This window comes from Streptomyces sp. NPDC053474 (genome assembly GCF_044544845.1).
Taxonomy (GTDB): domain Bacteria; phylum Actinomycetota; class Actinomycetes; order Streptomycetales; family Streptomycetaceae; genus Streptomyces.
On record NZ_JBITXV010000002.1, the window covers coordinates 622,543 to 640,713 of the forward strand.

19 protein-coding genes and 2 tRNA genes are annotated in these 18,171 nt (G+C 72.2%); 8 read left to right on the forward strand and 13 right to left on the reverse strand.

Features of this window, described 5'->3' with window-relative positions; translation table 11 throughout:
• Window positions 1-156: 156 nt before the first annotated feature.
• Window positions 157-229, forward strand: a tRNA-Arg gene (locus ACIG3E_RS06410).
• A gap of 73 nt (window positions 230-302) precedes the next feature.
• Here the strand turns inward: ACIG3E_RS06410 and ACIG3E_RS06415 are convergent.
• Together ACIG3E_RS06415 and ACIG3E_RS06420 are read right to left on the reverse strand one after the other, a co-directional pair.
• On the reverse strand, window positions 303-1,085 hold the full coding sequence (locus ACIG3E_RS06415) for an SDR family oxidoreductase (protein ID WP_399611964.1): 783 nt from the start codon (window positions 1,083-1,085) through the stop codon (window positions 303-305).
• A gap of 153 nt (window positions 1,086-1,238) precedes the next feature.
• Complete coding sequence (locus ACIG3E_RS06420; RefSeq protein WP_399611966.1) at window positions 1,239-1,817, reverse strand: TetR/AcrR family transcriptional regulator; 579 nt, start codon at window positions 1,815-1,817, stop codon at window positions 1,239-1,241.
• Window positions 1,818-1,911: 94 nt separating this feature from the next.
• On the opposite strand from ACIG3E_RS06420, the gene ACIG3E_RS06425 reads away from it, so the two are divergent.
• From ACIG3E_RS06425 to ACIG3E_RS06450, 6 genes are all read left to right on the forward strand, one after another.
• Entirely contained in the window at window positions 1,912-2,808 is an 897-nt protein-coding gene (locus ACIG3E_RS06425) for a DUF2797 domain-containing protein (RefSeq protein WP_399611969.1), read from the forward strand.
• A gap of 182 nt (window positions 2,809-2,990) precedes the next feature.
• Window positions 2,991-3,440 carry an antibiotic biosynthesis monooxygenase family protein gene (locus ACIG3E_RS06430; protein ID WP_399611972.1) on the forward strand — a complete coding sequence of 150 codons (450 nt, stop codon included), beginning with the start codon at window positions 2,991-2,993 and terminating at the stop codon, window positions 3,438-3,440.
• Between the two features lie 43 nt (window positions 3,441-3,483).
• On the forward strand, window positions 3,484-4,392 hold the full coding sequence (locus ACIG3E_RS06435) for an amidohydrolase family protein (protein ID WP_399612190.1): 909 nt from the start codon (window positions 3,484-3,486) through the stop codon (window positions 4,390-4,392).
• A gap of 562 nt (window positions 4,393-4,954) precedes the next feature.
• Complete coding sequence (locus ACIG3E_RS06440) at window positions 4,955-5,704, forward strand: response regulator transcription factor (protein WP_399611973.1); 750 nt, start codon at window positions 4,955-4,957, stop codon at window positions 5,702-5,704.
• A gap of 166 nt (window positions 5,705-5,870) precedes the next feature.
• A complete protein-coding gene (locus ACIG3E_RS06445) occupies window positions 5,871-7,406 on the forward strand; it encodes an MFS transporter (protein ID WP_399611976.1) in 1,536 nt (511 codons plus the stop codon).
• Between the two features lie 205 nt (window positions 7,407-7,611).
• Entirely contained in the window at window positions 7,612-8,385 is a 774-nt protein-coding gene (locus ACIG3E_RS06450) for a TetR/AcrR family transcriptional regulator (protein WP_399611978.1), read from the forward strand.
• A 69-nt stretch (window positions 8,386-8,454) separates the two neighbouring features.
• On the opposite strand, the gene ACIG3E_RS06455 is transcribed toward ACIG3E_RS06450, so the two are convergent.
• The 3 genes from ACIG3E_RS06455 to ACIG3E_RS06465 all read right to left on the reverse strand — a co-directional run bounded on the left by ACIG3E_RS06455 (window position 8,455) and on the right by ACIG3E_RS06465 (window position 12,404).
• On the reverse strand, window positions 8,455-9,273 hold the full coding sequence (locus ACIG3E_RS06455) for a YceI family protein (protein ID WP_399611980.1): 819 nt from the start codon (window positions 9,271-9,273) through the stop codon (window positions 8,455-8,457).
• A 111-nt stretch (window positions 9,274-9,384) separates the two neighbouring features.
• Complete coding sequence (locus ACIG3E_RS06460; RefSeq protein ID WP_399611983.1) at window positions 9,385-11,910, reverse strand: MFS transporter; 2,526 nt, start codon at window positions 11,908-11,910, stop codon at window positions 9,385-9,387.
• A 20-nt stretch (window positions 11,911-11,930) separates the two neighbouring features.
• Window positions 11,931-12,404 (reverse strand): MarR family winged helix-turn-helix transcriptional regulator, encoded by a 474-nt coding sequence (locus ACIG3E_RS06465; RefSeq protein WP_399611985.1) that lies wholly within the window; start codon window positions 12,402-12,404, stop codon window positions 11,931-11,933.
• Window positions 12,405-12,577: 173 nt separating this feature from the next.
• Here ACIG3E_RS06465 and ACIG3E_RS06470 point away from each other — a divergent pair, with 173 nt between their 5' ends.
• Window positions 12,578-12,787, forward strand: a complete 210-nt coding sequence (locus ACIG3E_RS06470) for a hypothetical protein (RefSeq protein ID WP_242719753.1) — start codon at window positions 12,578-12,580, stop codon at window positions 12,785-12,787.
• A gap of 442 nt (window positions 12,788-13,229) precedes the next feature.
• On the opposite strand, the gene ACIG3E_RS06475 is transcribed toward ACIG3E_RS06470, so the two are convergent.
• The 8 genes from ACIG3E_RS06475 to ACIG3E_RS06510 all read right to left on the reverse strand — a co-directional run bounded on the left by ACIG3E_RS06475 (window position 13,230) and on the right by ACIG3E_RS06510 (window position 18,038).
• Complete coding sequence (locus ACIG3E_RS06475) at window positions 13,230-14,159, reverse strand: RNA polymerase sigma factor SigF (RefSeq protein WP_399611988.1); 930 nt, start codon at window positions 14,157-14,159, stop codon at window positions 13,230-13,232.
• Between the two features lie 242 nt (window positions 14,160-14,401).
• On the reverse strand, window positions 14,402-15,229 hold the full coding sequence (locus tag ACIG3E_RS06480; protein WP_138960561.1) for an RNA polymerase sigma factor SigF: 828 nt from the start codon (window positions 15,227-15,229) through the stop codon (window positions 14,402-14,404).
• 251 nt (window positions 15,230-15,480) lie between these two features.
• Window positions 15,481-15,774: a Dabb family protein gene (locus ACIG3E_RS06485; protein ID WP_242719748.1), complete on the reverse strand. Its 294-nt coding sequence runs from the start codon at window positions 15,772-15,774 to the stop codon at window positions 15,481-15,483.
• A 9-nt stretch (window positions 15,775-15,783) separates the two neighbouring features.
• The gene (locus ACIG3E_RS06490; RefSeq protein WP_399611991.1) at window positions 15,784-15,963 is read right to left on the reverse strand and encodes a hypothetical protein; all 180 of its coding nucleotides are present in this window, start codon (window positions 15,961-15,963) and stop codon (window positions 15,784-15,786) included.
• A gap of 445 nt (window positions 15,964-16,408) precedes the next feature.
• A tRNA-Ser gene (locus ACIG3E_RS06495) sits at window positions 16,409-16,493 on the reverse strand.
• A 92-nt stretch (window positions 16,494-16,585) separates the two neighbouring features.
• Window positions 16,586-17,017 (reverse strand): tRNA adenosine(34) deaminase TadA, encoded by a 432-nt coding sequence (gene tadA / locus ACIG3E_RS06500; protein ID WP_399612192.1) that lies wholly within the window; start codon window positions 17,015-17,017, stop codon window positions 16,586-16,588.
• Between the two features lie 117 nt (window positions 17,018-17,134).
• Window positions 17,135-17,680, reverse strand: a complete 546-nt coding sequence (locus tag ACIG3E_RS06505) for a hypothetical protein (protein WP_399612194.1) — start codon at window positions 17,678-17,680, stop codon at window positions 17,135-17,137.
• A gap of 190 nt (window positions 17,681-17,870) precedes the next feature.
• Complete coding sequence (locus tag ACIG3E_RS06510) at window positions 17,871-18,038, reverse strand: hypothetical protein (RefSeq protein ID WP_171075797.1); 168 nt, start codon at window positions 18,036-18,038, stop codon at window positions 17,871-17,873.
• Window positions 18,039-18,171 lie beyond the last annotated feature (133 nt).

The following is an 18,171-nucleotide window of genomic DNA, read 5'->3' on the forward strand; positions in this document are numbered from 1 at the left end:
TCCGGCCGACCCAGCCCCTCCCGCACGCGGGAACGTTTTCGCAGGTCACAAGGGGTGAGGCCAATGGATTTCACATGGCGGCGGCAGTCATGTAATGTTCTTCCTGTCGCCGCGAGCGGGGCCGAAAGGACCGGGAGCGAGACAAAAACAAAACAAGCACTCGTAGCTTAACGGATAGAGCATCTGACTACGGATCAGAAGGTTGCAGGTTCGAATCCTGCCGAGTGCACAGCAGCCCAGAGGCCCCGGAGAGATCCGGGGCCTCTGGCTTTTGCCGCGACGACGGGCGGGCCCGGGCCCGATCAGACGGTTTTCACGGTGCCGCCGTCGATGACGTAGTCCGCGCCCGTGATGTTGCCCGCCACGTCCGAGAGCAGGAACGTGATCAGGGCCGCGACCTCGGTGGGTTCGGTGATGCGGTCCGATGTCATGCCGAACGTCCGCGGGATCTCCGCGAGGAACCGGGCGTGGTCGGCGCCCGCCGCCGCGGCCACCGCGCCCCCGAAGCCGTCCGGGTCCTCCCAGATGGCGGTCCGTACGACGCCCGGCGAGACGGTGTTGACGCGTACGCCCTGGGGGCCGAACTCCTCCGACAGGGCCTTGCCGAAGGCGGTGAGCGCGGCCTTGGCGGTGCTGTAGGCGATCGGGCCCGCGCCGGGGAGGCGGGAGTTGATCGAGGAGACGTTCACGACGGCGCCCCGGCGTTCGACCAGGCCGGGCAGCGCGGCGCGGGCGGCGCGGATCGCGCTGAAGAGGTTGATGTCCAGGGCGGTCTGCCAGCGGGCGTCGTCGACGTCGAGGAAGCCGTCGACTCCTATGTCGTCGCCCGCGCCGACGTTGTTCACGAGGAGGTCGACGCCGCCGAGTTCGCGGACGGCGTGCTCGACGAGTTCGGCCGGGCCCCGCGGGGTGCCGAGGTCCACGGCGTACGGCAGGGCGCCGGACTCCTTCAGCTCCGGGGTGACCGTGCGGGCGGCGCCGACCACGCGGACGCCCTCCGCGACGAGGGCGCGCACGGTCGCGAGGCCGATGCCGCGGCTGGCTCCGGTGACGACGGCGGTCTTTCCGGTGAGGCGCAGGTCCATGGGGTGTCCTAGTCCTTGTCCTTGTGGTGGTGGAGCGCGTATGGGTTTGTTTTTGACCTGGGGGTACAGAATTTGGGTGTACGGGGGCCCTGACCGGGGCGGAGGGGAGGCGGGGTCAGGCCGGATTCGCGCCGGGGGTGGGGTGGGTCGAGGTCAGAGGAGGTCCAGGACCGCTCGGATCGTGCGGTGCGTGCTCTCCGGGCCCTCCGCGACCCGCGCGGTCACGCGCAGCCCGACGACCGTGTTCAGGAGCAGGCTGCCGACGCACGCGGCGTTCCGCTCCGGGGCGATCTCGCCCGCGCGCTGGCCCTCCTCGACCAGGGCCTGGAGGGCGGACTCGGTGCGGGCGAACATCTCCCGGACCAGTTCGGTCGTGGCCCGGTCGGTGCCCGCGAGTTCGGCCGCCGCGTTCACGGCCATGCAGCCGCGGCGGTCCGGGTCCGTGAGGTCCAGGGTCACCAGGAGTTCGAGGGCGGCGCGGAGCCGTTCCTTGACCGGGCCCTCGCTCTCGAAGAGCGCGACGAGGCGCAGGGCCTGGGTGTCGCGGTAGCGGCGCAGGGCCCGCTCGAAGAGGGCGTGCTTGCTGCCGAAGGCGTTGTAGAGGCTGCCCTTTCCGATGCCGAGGGCGTCGACGAGGTCCTGCGGGGTCGTGCCCGCGTACCCCTTGCGCCAGAAGACCTCCATCGCCTGGTCCACGGCGGTCTCCGGATCGAACTGTCTCGGCCGTCCCATGCGGAGCAGCCTAACAGTGTTTTGTACTTCGAGGTCAAGAATGGGGCTGGGGCTGGGGCTGGGGCGTCCCGTCTCGTTGTCAGTGGTGTGCGTCATGCTCGGTCGTATGACGTGGTGGTGCACGGGGGTGCGGTGGCACGCGGAGGGCAGGCCCGCCCTCGGCTGGTACGCGCCCGGACGGGAGCCGCGCGAGAGCGCGCCGGAGTACGGGGCCGTGCTCGCCTTCCGCGCCCGGGGCGGGCGGCGGTGCCTCGGGGTGTGGCGCGGCGGACGGTGGACGCCGTGTCCGGTGGGCGCGGGGGTCGCGGCGCGGGCCACGCGCGCGCAGTGCGAGGAGTGCGCCCGCGTCGACCGGGCGCACTCGGTCGCCGCGGACACCTTCGCCGACGATCCACGGCCGTATCACGTGTACGTGGCGTGGTTCGGCCCCGGCGTGGTGAAGGTCGGCATCACGCGGGTCGCGCGGGGCGGCACGCGCCTCCTTGAGCAGGGGGCGGTGGCGTACAGCTGGTTGGGGCGCGGCCCGCTGATGGCCGCCCGCCGCGCCGAGGAGCTGCTGCGCACCGCGCTCGGCGTGCCGGACCGGATTCCGTACGCGCGCAAGCGGGCCCTGCGGGCGCGGTTGCCGTCCCCGGCCGAGCGGGCCCGCGAGCTGGCGGAGCTGCACCGGAGGGCGAGCGGCCTTGGCGGGTGGCCCGAATCGCTGGAGCGGCTGCCGTACGGGTGCGTGGACCACGGGGAGGTGTTCGGGGCTGTGGAGGCCACGGGAGTGGTGAGCGAGCTCGTGGACGGGGGTGTGGTCGCGGGCACGCTGGTCGGGGCGGCGGGGCCCGATTTGCATCTTGAGGTGCGGGAGGGGGTGGGGCGCGGGGGTGTGGTCGTCGTGGACGGGCGGGTGTTGAGCGGGTGGCGCCTGGACGCGGTGGCGGAGGGGGTGGGGGTGACGGTTCCAGTACGGGGGATACCTGCGGTGCAGGGCGGGTTGTTCTGAGCCCTGGCTCGCGGCTTGCCCCTGCGAGGCCTGCTTCTGCGGGGCCCCGGCTCTGTTGGCGGTCTGCCTCTGCGGTCCTGGACCCCCGTTCGCTGACCGGAAGGTCAAAACTGGCTGCCCGTTCGGTAAGGCGGGCTCGCTGAGGTGGACAGGGGGTTCGGCCGCCGGTGACGGTGGGTGCCATGACTGATCACGAGCTGATTGATGACGAGTTGACGGGTGCGGCCGAGGGCGAGCTGACGGGGCGCGAGCCCGGTGACCAGGGGATACCGGGCGTGGCCGGGCCCGCCGGACCCTTCGAACCGCCTTACTACTCGGTCGTGTTCACCTCCCTGCGCACCGACGGGGACCACGGCTACGGGGAGACCGCGCAGCGCATGGACGAGCTGGTGGCACAGGTCCCGGGCTTCCTCGGAGCCGACTCGGCGAGGACGCCCGGCGGGCTCGGGATCACCGTCGCCTACTTCCGGGACCTGGACGCGGTGAAGGCGTGGCGGAACGCCCCGGAGCACCGGGAGGCACGGAAGCGGGGCCGGGAGGAGTGGTACGAGCGGTACGTGGTGCACGTGGCCAAGGTGGAGCGGAGTTACGGGCAGGAGCGGGGAGCGGGGGTGGCCGACGGTGGCGAGTGAGACCGGGGAGCGGCGGCGCGGCCGGGAGGGCCCGGGCCTCGGTGTGGGGAAGCCCCCGCACGCGGCCCCGGGCAAGCCGGGCGAGGCCGAGGCCGTGGTGGCGTTCTGGCGGAGGCTCGGGCTGCCCGGGCTCGTGGACGTGCACACGCACTTCATGCCGGAGCGCGTCCTCGCCAAGGTGTGGGCGTACTTCGACGGAGTAGGGCCCCTGACGAACCGCGAGTGGCCCATCGCGTACCGGCACGACGAGGAGCGACGGCTCGCCGTGCTGCGGGAGTTCGGGGTCCGGGCCTTCACCGCGATGCTCTATCCGCACAAGCCGGGCATGGCCCGCTGGCTCAACGGCTGGGCGGCGGACTTCGCGGCCCGTACGCCGGACTGTCTGCACACGGCCACGCTGTTCCCGGAGCCCGGCGTCGAGGGCTATGTGCGGGAGGCGCTCGAGGCCGGGGCCCGGGTGTTCAAGGCGCACGTACAGGTGGGGGCGTACGACCCGAACGACGCGCTGCTCGACCCGGCGTGGGGCCTGCTCGCCGACACCGGCACGCCCGTGGTGACGCACTGCGGCTCCGGACCCGTGCCCGGCAAGCACACCGGCCCCGAGCCGGTGGGGCGGCTGCTCGCGCGCCACCCCCGGCTGCGGCTCGTCGTGGCGCACATGGGCATGCCGGAGTACGCGGACTTCCTCGACCTGGCCGAGCGGCACGGGGAGGTGCGGCTCGACACGACGATGGCGTTCACGGACTTCAGCGAGCGGGAGACGCCGTTCCCGCGCGAGGAGCGGGCACGGCTCGCGGACCTCGGCGACCGGATACTGCTCGGCACGGACTTCCCCAACATCCCCTACGGGTACGGGCATCAGCTGGAGTCGCTGGAGCGGCTCGGCCTCGGCGACGCGTGGCTCAGGGAGGTGTGCCACGGGAACGCGGCGCGGCTGTTCGGGCTGGAGTGACGGCCCACGCGCCCGACCGGCCGCCCCGCGTTCGGTGCCCGATGGGCCGCCCCGCGCCCGGCGCCCGATGGGCCGCCCCGCGCTGGGCGCCCGAGGTCCCGTCCCGCGTTCGGTGCCCGATGGGCCGCCCCGCGTCCGGTGCCTGACCGGCTGTCCCGCGCTCGGTGCCTGCCGACCGGTCGCCCGGCGACCGACATCCCGTCCCGCGCCCGCCGCCCGGCCGCCCGCCGCCCGGCCGCCCGCCGCCCGGCCGCCCGCCGCCCGGCCGCCCGCCGCCCGGCCGCCCGGTGCCCGACATCCCGTCCCGCGCCCGCCGCCCGGCCGCCCGGCCGCCCCCGCGTCCGGTGTCTGACCGGCTGCCCGGCGTCCGGCGCCCGCCGCCCGACACCCCGCCCCCGGCGGCCGACCGGCGGCCCCACGCCCCACGCCCGGCCTCCCGCCCCGCCCCCAGGACCTGACCGCCCGCCAGGCCGGAAGCCCCCCGGCCCACGCCCACGCCCTTCTTAGGGAATTCACAGGAACCCGCAAGCCCCCTCTCACCCCCCGTGCCCACGCTGAGGGCATGACCACGACCTCGCCCCAGGGGCGTACCGAACTGCTCAGGCCGGACGGGAGTCCCGTCCGCGTGCTCGTCGTGGACGACGAGGTGTCGCTCACCGAGCTGCTGTCGATGGCGTTGCGCTACGAGGGCTGGGAGATCCGCAGCGCCAGTGACGGCCTGGGGGCCGTGCGGGCCGCGCGGAGCTTCCGGCCGGACGTCGTCGTGCTCGACCTGATGCTGGCCGACGTGGACGGCCTGTCCGTGCTCGGGCGGCTGCGCCGGGAACTGCCGGAGGTGCCGGTCCTCTTCCTGACCGGCAAGGACGCCGTCGAGGACCGGATCGCCGGGCTCACGGCGGGCGGCGACGACTTCGTCACCAAGCCGTTCGGCCTGGAGGAGGTCGTCGCCCGGCTGCGCGGCCTGATCCGGCGGACCGGGCCGGGCGCCGGGCGCCGCAGCGAGTCCGTGCTCGCCGTCGGCGACCTCACCCTCGACGAGGACAGCCACGAGGTGACGCGCGGCGGGCAGTCCATCCACCTCACCGCCACGGAGTTCGAGCTGCTGCGCTACTTGATGCGCAACCCGCGGCGCGTGCTCAGCAAGGCGCAGATCCTCGACCGGGTGTGGAGCTACGACTTCGGCGGCCAGGCCAACGTCGTCGAGCTGTACATCTCGTATCTGCGCCGGAAGATCGACGCGGGCCGCGAGCCGATGATCCACACCCGCCGGGGCGCGGGCTATCTGATCAAGCCCGCCCCCGTAGCGGTGTGATCGCCGTGGTCGGTGGAGGCGTGGCTGGGCCCGGCGCCCCCGGGCCCCCGCCCTCGACTCGGCCAATGGAGTGAGGCCTCCGAAAACTTCTTGTACAGCGTAAGACGGCTCCTCTACGGTGTATGACGCATTCGGCCGTATACACCGTAGAAGAGAAGGAGCCGCCATGACGGCGACCACCGCCGAGCCCCCCGAGGCGGCCGCCGCGCCCCGGGACCGGCACCCGCAGCGCTGGCTGATCCTGGGCGTCATCTGCCTCGCCCAGCTCACGGTGCTGCTCGACAACACCGTCCTGAGCGTCGCCATCCCGTCGCTCACCCGCGAGCTCGACGCCACGTCGTCCGACATCCAGTGGATGATCAACGCGTACTCGCTCGTCCAGTCCGGCCTGCTGCTCACGGCGGGCAGCGCGGCGGACCGCTACGGCCGCAAGAAGATGCTGACCGCGGGCCTGGTCCTGTTCGGCCTCGGCTCGCTCGCGGCGGGCCTCGCGCAGTCCTCGACGCAGCTCATCGCGGCCCGCGCCGGGATGGGCATCGGCGGTGCGCTCCTGATGACCACCACCCTCGCCGTCGTCGTGCAGATCTTCGACGAGGACGAGCGGGTGCGGGCGATCGGCCTGTGGGCGACCGTGAACTCCCTCGGCTTCGCGGCCGGTCCGCTGCTCGGCGGCTTCATGCTGAACCACTTCTGGTGGGGCTCGATCTTCCTGATCAACATCCCGGTGGCGCTGCTCGGCGTCATCGCGGTGGTCCGCCTGGTCCCCGAGTCCAAGAACCCGCAGGGCGACCGGCCCGACCTGGTCGGCGCGGTGCTCTCGACGATCGGCATGGCCTCGGTCGTGTACGCGATCATCTCAGGGCCCGAGCACGGCTGGACGTCGGCGCACGTCCTGGTCGCGGCGGGCGTCGGCGCGGGCGTCCTGGCCGGGTTCACGGTCTACGAACTGCGGATCCCGTACCCGATGCTGGACATGCACTTCTTCCGGAACAAGCAGTTCGTGGGCGCGGTGACCGGCGCGATCCTGGTCGCCTTCGGCATGGGCGGCTCGCTCTATCTGCTCACCCAGCACCTGCAGTTCGTCCTCGGCTACGAACCCCTCGAGGCCGGTCTGCGCACCGCGCCGCTCGCGGTCGCCGTGGTCGTCCTGAACACGGTGGGCCTCGGCGCGCGCCTGCACGCCAAGCTGGGCACGCCCGGCACGATCCTGACCGGCATGACCATGATGGCGGGCGGACTCGTGGTGATCGCGGTGTTCGGCGGCCACGCCTACTCGGGCATGTTCACCGGACTCGTCCTGATGGGCGCGGGCATCTCGTTCTCCATGCCCGCGATGGCCAACGCGATCATGAGCGCGATCCCGCCGGAGAAGGCGGGCGTGGGCGCGGGCGTCAACGGCACGCTCGCGGAGTTCGGCAACGGCCTCGGCGTGGCGATCCTCGGGGCGGTCCTGAACGCCCGCTTCGCGGCGCTCGTCGCGGTCTCCGCCACGTCCTTCCCCGCGGCCATGGCCGCGGCGGGCTCGGCGGGCGAGCGGGAGCGGATCTCCGACGCGTTCGCCTCGGGTCTGGAGACCAGCCAGCTCGTCGGCGCGGCCGCGGTCTTCCTCGGCGGCGCCCTCGCGGCGGCGTTGCTGTGGCGGGCCGAGCGGGCAGACTCGGGTCAGCGCGCGCAGGGTGCCGTGGACGGGGCGTCCGCGTAGACCGGAGGCCGGGCGTCCGCGGAGCTCCATGGACGGGGCGTCCGCGTAGACCGGAGGCCGAGCGTCCGCGGAGCTCCACGGACCGGGCGCCCGCACCGCCCCGCGGACCAGGCGTCCGCATAGCATCGAAGCCGGGCGGGCCAGCATGTTGCGGCCCGCCCGCCCGTATCCGTCGGGAACAGGACCCGTACCAGGAAGGTGCGCCATGGCGAAGGCAGCCGACCGCACGCAGCGAAGGGCGCGCACGAGTGTCTGGCTGGAGAGCAGGGCGCCGCGCGGCTCCGGCCGCAAGGGCGACCAGCCGTCCGGCCTCGACCGGGACCGCATCACCGGGGCCACGGTCCGGCTCCTGGACGCGGAGGGGCTCGCCAGGTTCTCCATGCGCCGCCTCGCCGCGGAGCTGGAGGTCACGGCGATGTCCGTGTACTGGTACGTGGACACCAAGGACGACCTGCTCGAACTCGCCCTGGACGCGGTCTGCGCCGAGATCCGGCTGCCCGACACCGAGACCGACCCGTCCGCGTGGCGCGCGCAGCTGCGCGACCTCGCGCGGGCCTACCGGGCGCTGCTGGTCCGCCACCCGTGGGTGTCGCCGCTGGTCGGCCAGTTCCTGAACGTCGGCCCGAACTGGCTGCGGTACTCCCTCGCCGTGCAGCGGGCCGTGCGGAACACCGGCCTCGCGCCCCAGCAGCGCAACGGCGCGATCGCCGCGGTGTTCCAGTTCGTGTACGGCTACGGCACGATGGAGGGCCACTTCATCGCGCGCTGCAACGAGGCCGGGATGACCCTTGAGGAGTACTTCCGCGACGCGGTCGGCACGGTGAACGAGGAGCTGCCGGGCAACGAGACGATCCGCGGCGCCCAGGAGCTGATGAACTCCCGCACCGAGGACACGGTCGTCGAGATGTGGGAGCGGGACTTCGAGACCGCGCTCGACCTCATGATCGCGGGCATCGAGGGCCTCCTGTCCCGGCCCTGACACCCGGCCCGACCGCACACGCCAGCGGGGCCCGGCGCACACCGCGCCGGGCCCCGCTGACGTATGCGGCTAGGCGCCCGGCAGCTCCTCGCCGCGCACCGCCTGGATGTCGAGCTCCACCCGCAGCGTCGTACCGATCGCGGCGATCCCGGCCCGTACGACCTGGTTGTAGTGCAGGGCGAAGTCCTCGCGGCGCAGTTCGGCGGTGGCGCGGAAGGCGGCGCGGGTGCCACCCCACGGGTCGGGGCCGGTGCCGAGGTAGGTCAGGTCGAGGTCCACGGGCCGGACGACGCCGCGCAGGGCGAGGTCGCCGCGCACGGTCCAGCGGTCGGCCCCGGCGGGCTCCAGGTCCGTGGACCGGTAGGTGATCTCCGGGTACGCCGCCACGTCCAGGAAGTCCGGGCTCTTCAGGTGCTCGTCGCGCGCGCCGTTGCCCGTGTCGATGGAGGCGGCCCGGATCACGGCCTCCACGCGCGACTTCGCCAGGTCCTCGGCGATGTCCACGCGCCCCGAGAACGCGGTGAACCGCCCGTGCACGCTGGAGATCCCCAGGTGCTGGGCGACCGCGCCCACGGTGGAGTGGGCGGGGTCGATCGTCCACGGCCCGGCCGGGGGCAGCTCGGCGCCGCCCGCGCGGGCCAGCACCACCTCGCCCAGGTCGGCGCGGCCGCTCGCGGTGACCAGGGCGGTGGCCGCGGCGGGCGCGTACCCGACGGCGGTCACGATGACGGTGTACGGCCCGGCCGCGAGCGCGGTGGCGTCCCGCACCACGCCCTCCGCGTCCGCGTCCACGCGCAGCAGCTGCGCCCCCGTCATGTCCGTGACGGTCACGACGGCGCCCGGCACCGCCCACCCGTCCCGGGTGCGTACGCGCGCGCTGATCCCCATCCCACAACTCCCGTTTGCTCTGGCACTGCTTGAGGTGAAGGTCCGGTCCGGGGCGGTGCCGACTGGCCGTCCCCTGCCATTGGGTGCGGCACCGCCCCGGACCGGGGTCGGTCACTCGCCCGGGTGGGCGAGCTCGATCTCGTGCCCGTCGACGCCGTCCCCGGCGACGACGAGGGCGGTGGCCACCGGCGGGTATCCGGCGGCGATCACGGTGTACTCGCCGCCGTCCAGGTCGGTGAAGGCGTACGCCCCGTCCGCCCCGGTGGTCGCGCTCGCCACGACGTTGCCCGCCGCGTCCACGAGGGTGACCCGCGCGTCGGCGAGCGGCGCTCCGGCGGCCCGCACGGTGCCGAGCACCCGCGCGCCGGGCCGCAGTTCGACCTCGACCCGGGTGACGCCCACGGCGGCGACCTCGACGGGCAGGGCCACCGGCCGGTGCCCGGCCGCGTTCACGGCGACGGTGACGGCGCCCGGCACGAGCTCGCCGAAGGAGAACGCGCCCTGCTCGTCACAGGCCCCGGTGGCGAGGACGTCGCCGCGCACGTCGGTCACGACGACCAGCGCGCCGGGCAGCGGCTGCTTGCCCTCGGCGGTCCGTACGACGCCGCTGAGCCCGCTGGTCCCGCTCAGGAGCACGTCGTACGCGAGCGGCTCGTCGCCGACCACGACGGTCGAGGCCTGCGGCTGGAACCCGTCGGCGGCCGCGATGAGCACGTACGACCCGGCGCCGGGCGCGTCCACGGCGTACGAGCCGTCGGCCCGCGCCACCGAGCGCCCGAGCTGCTGCCCGCCGAGCGAGATCAGCGTGACCGCGGAGCCGGGCACGGGCGCGCTCTCGGCGCCGCGCACGAAGCCGCGTACCGGAATCCCGCTCCCGGCCGAGGAGGCGGCCGACGGCGCGGCGGCGGAGGCCCGGACGGCGGGCGCGCCCTCCGCGGCGGCGACGGCGGCGAGCACGGGCTCCTCCACCGGAGCCGGAGCCTCCGGAGCGGACCCGGCGGACCCGGCGGCCGGGGCGGCCGGGGCGGACTCCACGGACGAGGCCGCCGCCCCCGCGGACCGCAGCGGAACCTCCTTGATGAACAGGGTGATCAGGAAGGCGACGAAGGCGATGGGCGCCGCGATCAGGAAGACGTCGGCGATGCCGTGCCCGTACGCGCTCTCCATGACGGTGCGGAACGGCGCGGGCAGCTTGTCCAGATCGGGGATCCCGCCACCGGCGGTCCCGCCGTGCCCGAACGCGGCGCCCTGGGGGCCGAGATCGGCGATGCCGTCCTTCACGTAGTCGGTGATCCGCGTGGACATCACGGCACCGAGCGCGGAGACGCCCATGGCCCCGCCGAGCGACCGGAAGAAGGTCACCACGGAACTGGCGGCACCGATGTCCTCGGGATCCACCTGGTTCTGCGTGCACAGCACCAGGTTCTGCATCATCATGCCGATGCCGAGACCCATCAGGGCCATGTAGACGGCGATGTGCCAGTACGGGGTGTCGTACCGCATGGTGCCGAGCAGCCCGAGCCCGGCGGTCAGCAGCACGCCACCGCTCACCAGCCAGGCCTTCCACTTCCCGGTCTTGGTGATCAGCTGCCCCGAAACAGTGGACGAGACGAACAACCCACCGATCATCGGAATCGTCAGAACGCCCGACATGGTCGGCGACTCACCACGGGCCAGCTGGAAGTACTGGCTGAAGAACACGGTGCCGGTGAACATCGCGACACCCACGAACAGCGAGGCCGCCGAGGCGAGCGTGATGGTCCGGTTCCGGAAGAGCCGCAGCGGGATGATCGGCTCGCTGGCCCGCGACTCCACGAGCAGGAACAGCAGCCCGAGCAGGACCGCGCCACCGACCATCGTGTACGTCTGCCACGACAGCCACGCGTACTTCTTCCCGGCGCCGCTGCCCGCGAAGGTGATCCAGACGAGCAGCAGGGACACGGCGCCCGAGATGAGCAGCGCCCCGCCCCAGTCGACCTTCACGTCCCGCTTGACGACGGGCAGCTTCAGGGTCTTCTGAAGCACCACGAGAGCGATGACGGCGAACGGCACGCCCACGTAGAAGCACCAGCGCCAGCCGAGCCAGGAGGTGTCGGTGATGACGCCGCCGAGCAGCGGCCCGCCGACGGTGGCGACGGCGAAGGTGGCGCCCAGGTAGCCGGAGTACCGCCCGCGCTCACGCGGGGCGATCATCGCGGCCATGACGATCTGAGCGAGCGCGGACAGACCACCGACACCGATGCCCTGCACGACGCGGCAGGCGATGAGCATGCCCGCGTTCTGCGAAAGCCCGGCGACAACAGACCCCAACACATAGATGACAAGAGCGATCTGAACGAGCGCCTTCTTGCTGAACAGATCGGACAGCTTGCCCCACAGGGGCGTACTGGCCGTCATGGACAGCAGCGCGGCGGTGACGACCCAGGTGTAGGCGGACTGACCGCCGCCGAGGTCGCCGATGATCTCGGGCAGGGCGTTGGAGACGATCGTCGACGACAGGATCGCGACGAACATGCCGAGCAGCAGACCGGAGAGCGCCTCCATGATCTGGCGGTGGGTCATCGGCGCGCTGTCGTGCGGATGCCCTCCGTGCTTGGCATGGCTGCCCCGCACACCGGACGGTGTGGATGTTGCCATGGGGTTCCTTCTCCTGGTTCTTACGCGGGTGTACGGGTGGGTGCCGCGACGCGCGGCGCGGCGGACCTGCAGTCCCCGAAGCTGTCGCGGAGCCGGGCCATCAAGGCGGTGAGCAGGCCGACTTCGTCGTCGGACCAGTCGCTGAGCCGCTCGGCGAGCAGTCGCGTGGTGCACTCGGAAAGGACGTCCATCTGCCGCTCACCGGCGGGGGTGAGGCGCAGGATGCGCGTGCGCTTGTCGGCGGGGTCGGGGGACCGGTCGATCCAGCCCCGGTCCGCGACGTGCGCCACGTGCCTGCTGGTCACCGACATGTCGACGGCGAGCAGCTCCGCGAGCCGCCCCATCCGCATCTCGCCGTAGCGGCTCAGCAGGGTCAGGACGGCCGCGGAGCCCGCCGGGCAGTCGTGCGGCAGGATCCGGGCGAGGTCGCGTTTGACGGCGCCGATGGCGCTGAGCTGGCGGGCCAGCTCCTCGTACTGACGCTGAGCGGCCACGGCACCCTCGCTTTCGTTGCTTAGGGCAACGATAAAAGCAGTTGGTTGCCACAGGCAAATGAAATCGGCCCCAGCCCCCTAAAACCCTGGCAAAGCCCAGTACCCCCCTCTGTAAAGTCCCCGGTCAGAGGGGGGTTGGGCGGACCACCCCGGATTCGCTAGGGTCCTGCCCCATGGCACACAACCCCCATGCCCCGCAGGGCCCCGAGGGTCAGCACGACCCCGCAGGCTCCACGCAGATGTTCCGCGCCTTCGTCGACGAGACCCCACAGGGCCGCTCCCGGCCCCAGCAGGCGCCCGCGGGCCCGCGCATCGGCCTGATCGTCGGTGTCGTGGCGGCGATCGCCATCGTCGCGGCCGTGGCCTGGCTGGCCCTGAAGTAGCTACCGCCAGTCCACGCCACGCGTAGACACAAACCGGCCAAGTCTTCCTGACGCCCTGCCCGCCCCCCAGGGGTGCGGGCACAAGGGAATCCCGAGGCTCAGCGGAACGCCTTTTCGGGGAAGCGGGTCAAAGGAAACGCCCCTGCGGGGAGCGACGGCGCGCAAATGTGCCTGACGCCCCGTCAATGAGTAACCCACGGAAGCCAATCGGAACCGCAGAACCACCGGGGGACGGCCGCCGACGAAACGCGAGGGGACGCGCCGGTATGTCCGCCCGCAGCACAGCAACGGCACTGCCCCGCGCGGGAGTCCGCCCCGCGCACATGACGGCGAGGACGGACATACCGGCGGGGCCCCGCCGCACAACGCCCGCAGGGCGCCGAACAACGGCGGGAAGGCGGCCCACCGAACAACGACGGGACGCAAACCAGCCGACCCAACCTCAGTCGGAGATGAGCCCTTCCCGGAGCTGCCCCAGGGTGCGGGTGAGCAGCCGCGAGACATGCATCTGCGAGATCCCGACCTCTTCGCCGATCTGCGACTGCGTCATGTTCGCAAAGAACCGGAGCATGATGATCCGCCGCTCCCGAGGCGGCAGCTTCGCAAGGAGCGGCTTCAGCGACTCCCGGTACTCCACGCCCTCCAGGGCGGTGTCCTCATACCCGAGCCGGTCCGCGAGCGACCCCTCGCCGCCGTCGTCCTCGGGCGCGGGGGAGTCGAGCGAGGAGGCGGTGTACGCGTTCCCCACCGCGAGCCCGTCGACGACGTCCTCCTCGGAGACGCCGAGCACGGCCGCGAGCTCGGGCACGGTAGGCGACCGGTCGAGCCGCTGCGCGAGGTCGTCACTGGCCTTGGTGAGCGCGAGCCGCAGCTCCTGCAGCCGCCGAGGCACCCGCACCGACCAACTCGTGTCCCGGAAGAACCGCTTGATCTCCCCGACGACGGTAGGCATCGCGAACGTGGGGAACTCGACCCCGCGCTCACAGTCGAACCGGTCGATGGCCTTGATCAGCCCGATGGTGCCGACCTGGACGATGTCCTCCATCGGCTCGTTCCGGCTGCGGAAGCGCGCGGCCGCGTACCGCACGAGCGGCAGGTTGAGCTCGATGAGGGTGTCTCTGACGTACGCGCGCTCGGGACTGTCCTGATCGAGCGCGGCGAGCCGCAGGAAGAGGGAGCGGGACAGGGTCCTGGTGTCAATGGCCTCGGGCGCCGCAGGCACGGCGACCTCCGGCACGACCCCCGGAGGAGCGGTCGGAGGAGCGGCCGGAGGAGTGGCCTCGGAACCCTGAAGCGCGTCGGGCGCGGACGCGCTCTCGCGGCCTTCGAGCGTGAGCGTGAGCACCTTCGAGCTGCCCTGGTCTGCGGACATGCCACCCCCTTGAGGTCGCGGACGGTCGCGGCCTGCGCCCACCGAAGGAACGCAGCCTCCACCTGAATACCGGAGCCGGAGCTACGGCAAACGCGGTTCCAGCAGAATGTCACATGTCGGCAACACGCTGTAGTGACTTGTCGACAAGTGAGGGTGACGTCCCTGCAGGAGAGAGAGGGTCTCGGCCGATTCCGCCCAACTCCCCGTCGGCAACGGGGAAAAGAGCGCTCCACCCGATACGGTTACGCCTCGATCCGATTTGCGGATCGAAGCCGCGCGAAGCTTCTGGCCAACAGCCTTGACACATGCATCTGGGAGACGCCCAATTCGGCACTGATCTGAGACTGGGTCAGATTACTGTAGTACCGCAGCAGCAGAATGCGCTGTTCGCGCTCGGGCAGCTGCACGAGCAGATGCCGCACCAGATCGCGGTGCTCGACGCCGTCCAGGGCGGGGTCCTCGTACCCGAGCCGGTCGAGCAGCCCCGGCAGCCCGTCGCCCTCCTGCGCGGCCTCCAGGGACGTCGCGTGGTACGAGCGCCCGGCCTCGATGCAGGCGAGGACCTCGTCCTCGCCGATCCGCAGCCGCTCGGCGATCTCGGCGGTGGTGGGGGAGCGCCCGAAGGACGTGGTCAGGTCCTCTGTGGCCCCGGTGACCTGCACCCACAGCTCGTGCAGGCGCCGCGGCACGTGCACCGTGCGCACGTTGTCGCGGAAGTAGCGCTTGATCTCGCCCACCACGGTCGGCATGGCGAAGGTGGGGAACTGGACGCCCCGGTCCGGGTCGAACCGGTCGATCGCGTTGATCAGCCCGATGGTGCCGACCTGGACGACGTCCTCCATCGGCTCGCTGCGGCTGCGGAAGCGCGCGGCCGCGTACCGCACGAGCGGCAGGTTGGCCTCGATGAGCGCGGCGCGCACGCGGGCGTGCGCGGGGGTGCCCGGTTCGAGCTCCTTGAGCTGGGCGAACAGGACCTGGGTGAGGGCCCGCGTATCGGCGCCCCGGGTGCTCGTGGGCCCCTTCGCGGGCGGCGCTTCGGGCGCAGAACTGGCCGGCAACGTCAACGCCACCCCTTCGAACCGGTCGACTCGATCAGCTTGGTCAACTCATCCGTCAAAAGCGGTCATAGCATCACAAGACATGTGCACTGTGTGCAAGCACCCCATAACTCCGTGTTGAGGGTGGTGGGGCGGTGTGCGGCACCGGGAAACGCAAGCGGCCCCGCACCGTTGAGATGCGGGGCCGCGGTGAGGTCTCGTGGAGGCCCGGAGGGTCTCGTCGAAGCGCGGGGCGGCGCGCGTACGCGGAAGGCGCCGGGCGCTCAGAACTCGTAGTCGGCAATGACCCAGGTCGCGAACTCGCGCCAGAGCGCGACGCCCGCCTGGTGGGCCGGGTGCTCCAGGTAGCGCCGGAGCGCGTCGGGGTCGGCGACGGCGGAGTTGATGGCGTAGTCGTAGGCGATGGGCCGGTCGGAGATGTTCCAGGCGCACTCCCAGTGCGCCAGTTCCGGGATGAGGCCGCCGAGTTCCTCGAAGGCCTTCACGCCCGCGGCGACGCGCGGGTCGTCGCGCTCGACGCCGTCGTTCAGCTTGAACAGGACCAGATGGCGGATCATCAGGTGCTCCTAGTCGTCCTTGCCCCCGTTGGCGACCCATGTCATGAAGTCGCCGATGGCCTTGGCGGCGTCCGAGATGCCCTCGAAGCCGACCTGTACGTAGTCGGCGGCCTGGGCCGGATCGGTGATGATCACGTACAGGACGAACACCACAAGGACGAAGAGAATGAGCTTCTTTGGGTCCTTCACGCTGTGCCCTCCCCGTTTCCGCTCATCCCACGCCCCCGTCGCCCTCTGTCCTAGCCGCTGCCGCCTGTTGCCGGGCGAGTCTAACGTGGCGCTAACTCACGGGGTTTTTAAGGACCAATGACCCCCCGCCCATGGGCCCTTCGCCTGCGGTGTCGCGATGGTGCCCGGCGGAGGATGGGGGAGAGCCCGCGGGATCTGGCAGGAATCCACGGGCCGGGACCGGCCTCCACTGCGGGGTCCGCGCCGCCCTTTCCCCCGGTGGCGGCGCGGACTTGAGAGAGCCGGGCCTCATCGGGGGGAGCGGCTGTCCCCCCGTGCCGCTTCCCCCGGCCTTTTCCACGCGCGGTAAGCGAGCCGCACGGCACAACGAGCCGCACCAAGACGAACAACGCGCACAACGACGAAGGGCCCCATCCTCAAGGACGGGGCCCTTCGTGTTGAAGAGCGGTAGCGGAGGGATTTGAACCCTCGGTGACTTGCGCCACACTCGCTTTCGAGGCGAGCTCCTTCGGCCGCTCGGACACGCTACCGAGAGAGATCCTAGCCCAAGGTGGGCCCTGCGCTGAAATCCGTTCCCGGCCAGACCGGGGCCGCCCCGGAATCCGCGCCCGGGAACGGGTCCCTACCGCCCCCGGAAGAAGGCGGTGAGCAGCCGCGCGCAGTCGTCGGCGAGGACGTCCCCGATCACCTCGGGGCGGTGGTTGAGCCGCCGGTCGCGCACGAGGTCCCACAGGGAGCCCGCGGCGCCCGCCTTCTCGTCGCGGGCGCCGTACACGACCCGGTCCACGCGGGACTGCACGAGCGCGCCCGCGCACATCACGCACGGCTCCAGGGTGACGACGAGGGTGCAGCCGGGCAGCCGCCAGGAGCCGAGCGCGGCGGCGGCCCGGCGCAGCGCGAGGACCTCCGCGTGCGCGGTGGGGTCGCCGACCGCCTCGCGTTCGTTGTGGCCGCGCGCGAGCACCGTCTCGCCGTCCGGGGACAGGACGACGGCGCCGACGGGTACGTCACCGCCCCGGACGGCCAGCGCGGCCTCGTCCAGGGCGAGCCGCATCGGCGCCTGCCAGCGGTCCCGTACGGGATCGGGGAGAGCGTTCACACGAGGAGCCACACGACGAACCTTACGGATCAAGGGGCCGGTCCGACGGGTCGCCGTGGCGCGCGGGCGTGGTCAGCGGACCGCTTCGAGCACCTCCGCGGCGCCCAGGACGTCGGCGATCTCGTTGAGGGCTTCCCCGCTCTCCAGGGCGAGCAGCTCCTTCTCCGATACGCCGAGGTCGCTCAGGAGCTCCCGGTCGCCGAGCGGCCCCGCGGGCACGGCCTCGCCCCCGCCGACGGTCTCGTCGTCGCCGGACGCGTCCTCGCCGTCCTCCGTGCCGTCGAGGTCGAGCGTGTCCAGGTCGTCCGCGCGGTCGTCCGGATCGCGCCCCAGCATCTCGTCGGTGAGCAGGATCTCGCCGTAGGCGCTGCGGGCGGCGGCGGCCGCGTCCGAGACGTAGATGCGCGGGTCGTCCTCGCCGTCCACGCGGACGACGCCGAACCACGCGTCTTCCTGCTCGATGAAGACGAGCACTGTTTCGTCGTCGGCCCCGCCCGCCTCGGCGGCGGCCTCACGGGCCAGGTCGGTCAGATCCGACAGGGTCTCCACATCGTCGAGCTCCGTGTCGCTCGCTTCCCACCCGTCTTCGGTGCGCGCGAGCAGTGCGGCGAAGTACACCGTGACTCTCCCACTGTTCATAGGCGCCGGTTGGGGGTCCCCCCGGCGGACGTCGGGGGCGGGAATGCTGTGCCGAGCCCCGCCCACTCGGAATCGTGGCAGAAACAACGGCTTCAGGAGAGGTCTTCCGGCCGCTGTGTCCGCGTCGCGTTGCGAATCACATGCCGTTTCGCCGTCGTGGCCCCGGCGGCTACCAGCGGAACGTGCGCATGCGCATCGCCTGTCGCAGCCGGGCCGCCCGTGCGCGGCGCGGTGTCACCCGGGCCCGCAGCTCGCGCGCCTCGGCCAGTTCGTGCAGGAACTGGGCACGGCGCCTGCGGCGCTCCGCGTCGGTCTCGCGCGCTTCCCTGTCGGGCATCGGCCACACCACCCCGGTCCGTACGTCCACCTTCCCCCGGGGAGCCGGGTTGATGCCAACGGAGGGACAGGGAGGGCCACAGTGGGCAGGTGCGGCCCGCGGGGGGACGGAGGGGGCGCTTCGCCCGGTTACT

Excerpts from the sequence above, each read along its gene's own strand:
- ACIG3E_RS06415 (WP_399611964.1), bottom strand. The coding sequence starts at position 1,085 with ATGGACCTGCGCCTCACCGGAAAGACCGCCGTCGTCACCGGAGCCAGC.
- ACIG3E_RS06420 (WP_399611966.1), bottom strand. The coding sequence starts at position 1,817 with ATGGGACGGCCGAGACAGTTCGATCCGGAGACCGCCGTGGACCAGGCG.
- ACIG3E_RS06425 (WP_399611969.1), top strand. The coding sequence starts at position 1,912 with ATGCTCGGTCGTATGACGTGGTGGTGCACGGGGGTGCGGTGGCACGCG.
- ACIG3E_RS06430 (WP_399611972.1), top strand. The coding sequence starts at position 2,991 with ATGACTGATCACGAGCTGATTGATGACGAGTTGACGGGTGCGGCCGAG.
- ACIG3E_RS06440 (WP_399611973.1), top strand. The coding sequence starts at position 4,955 with ATGACCACGACCTCGCCCCAGGGGCGTACCGAACTGCTCAGGCCGGAC.
- ACIG3E_RS06445 (WP_399611976.1), top strand. The coding sequence starts at position 5,871 with ATGACGGCGACCACCGCCGAGCCCCCCGAGGCGGCCGCCGCGCCCCGG.
- ACIG3E_RS06450 (WP_399611978.1), top strand. The coding sequence starts at position 7,612 with ATGGCGAAGGCAGCCGACCGCACGCAGCGAAGGGCGCGCACGAGTGTC.
- ACIG3E_RS06455 (WP_399611980.1), bottom strand. The coding sequence starts at position 9,273 with ATGGGGATCAGCGCGCGCGTACGCACCCGGGACGGGTGGGCGGTGCCG.
- ACIG3E_RS06460 (WP_399611983.1), bottom strand. The coding sequence starts at position 11,910 with ATGGCAACATCCACACCGTCCGGTGTGCGGGGCAGCCATGCCAAGCAC.
- ACIG3E_RS06470 (WP_242719753.1), top strand. The coding sequence starts at position 12,578 with ATGGCACACAACCCCCATGCCCCGCAGGGCCCCGAGGGTCAGCACGAC.
- ACIG3E_RS06475 (WP_399611988.1), bottom strand. The coding sequence starts at position 14,159 with ATGTCCGCAGACCAGGGCAGCTCGAAGGTGCTCACGCTCACGCTCGAA.
- ACIG3E_RS06485 (WP_242719748.1), bottom strand. The coding sequence starts at position 15,774 with ATGATCCGCCATCTGGTCCTGTTCAAGCTGAACGACGGCGTCGAGCGC.
- tadA (WP_399612192.1), bottom strand. The coding sequence starts at position 17,017 with ATGCGGCTCGCCCTGGACGAGGCCGCGCTGGCCGTCCGGGGCGGTGAC.
- ACIG3E_RS06510 (WP_171075797.1), bottom strand. The coding sequence starts at position 18,038 with ATGCCCGACAGGGAAGCGCGCGAGACCGACGCGGAGCGCCGCAGGCGC.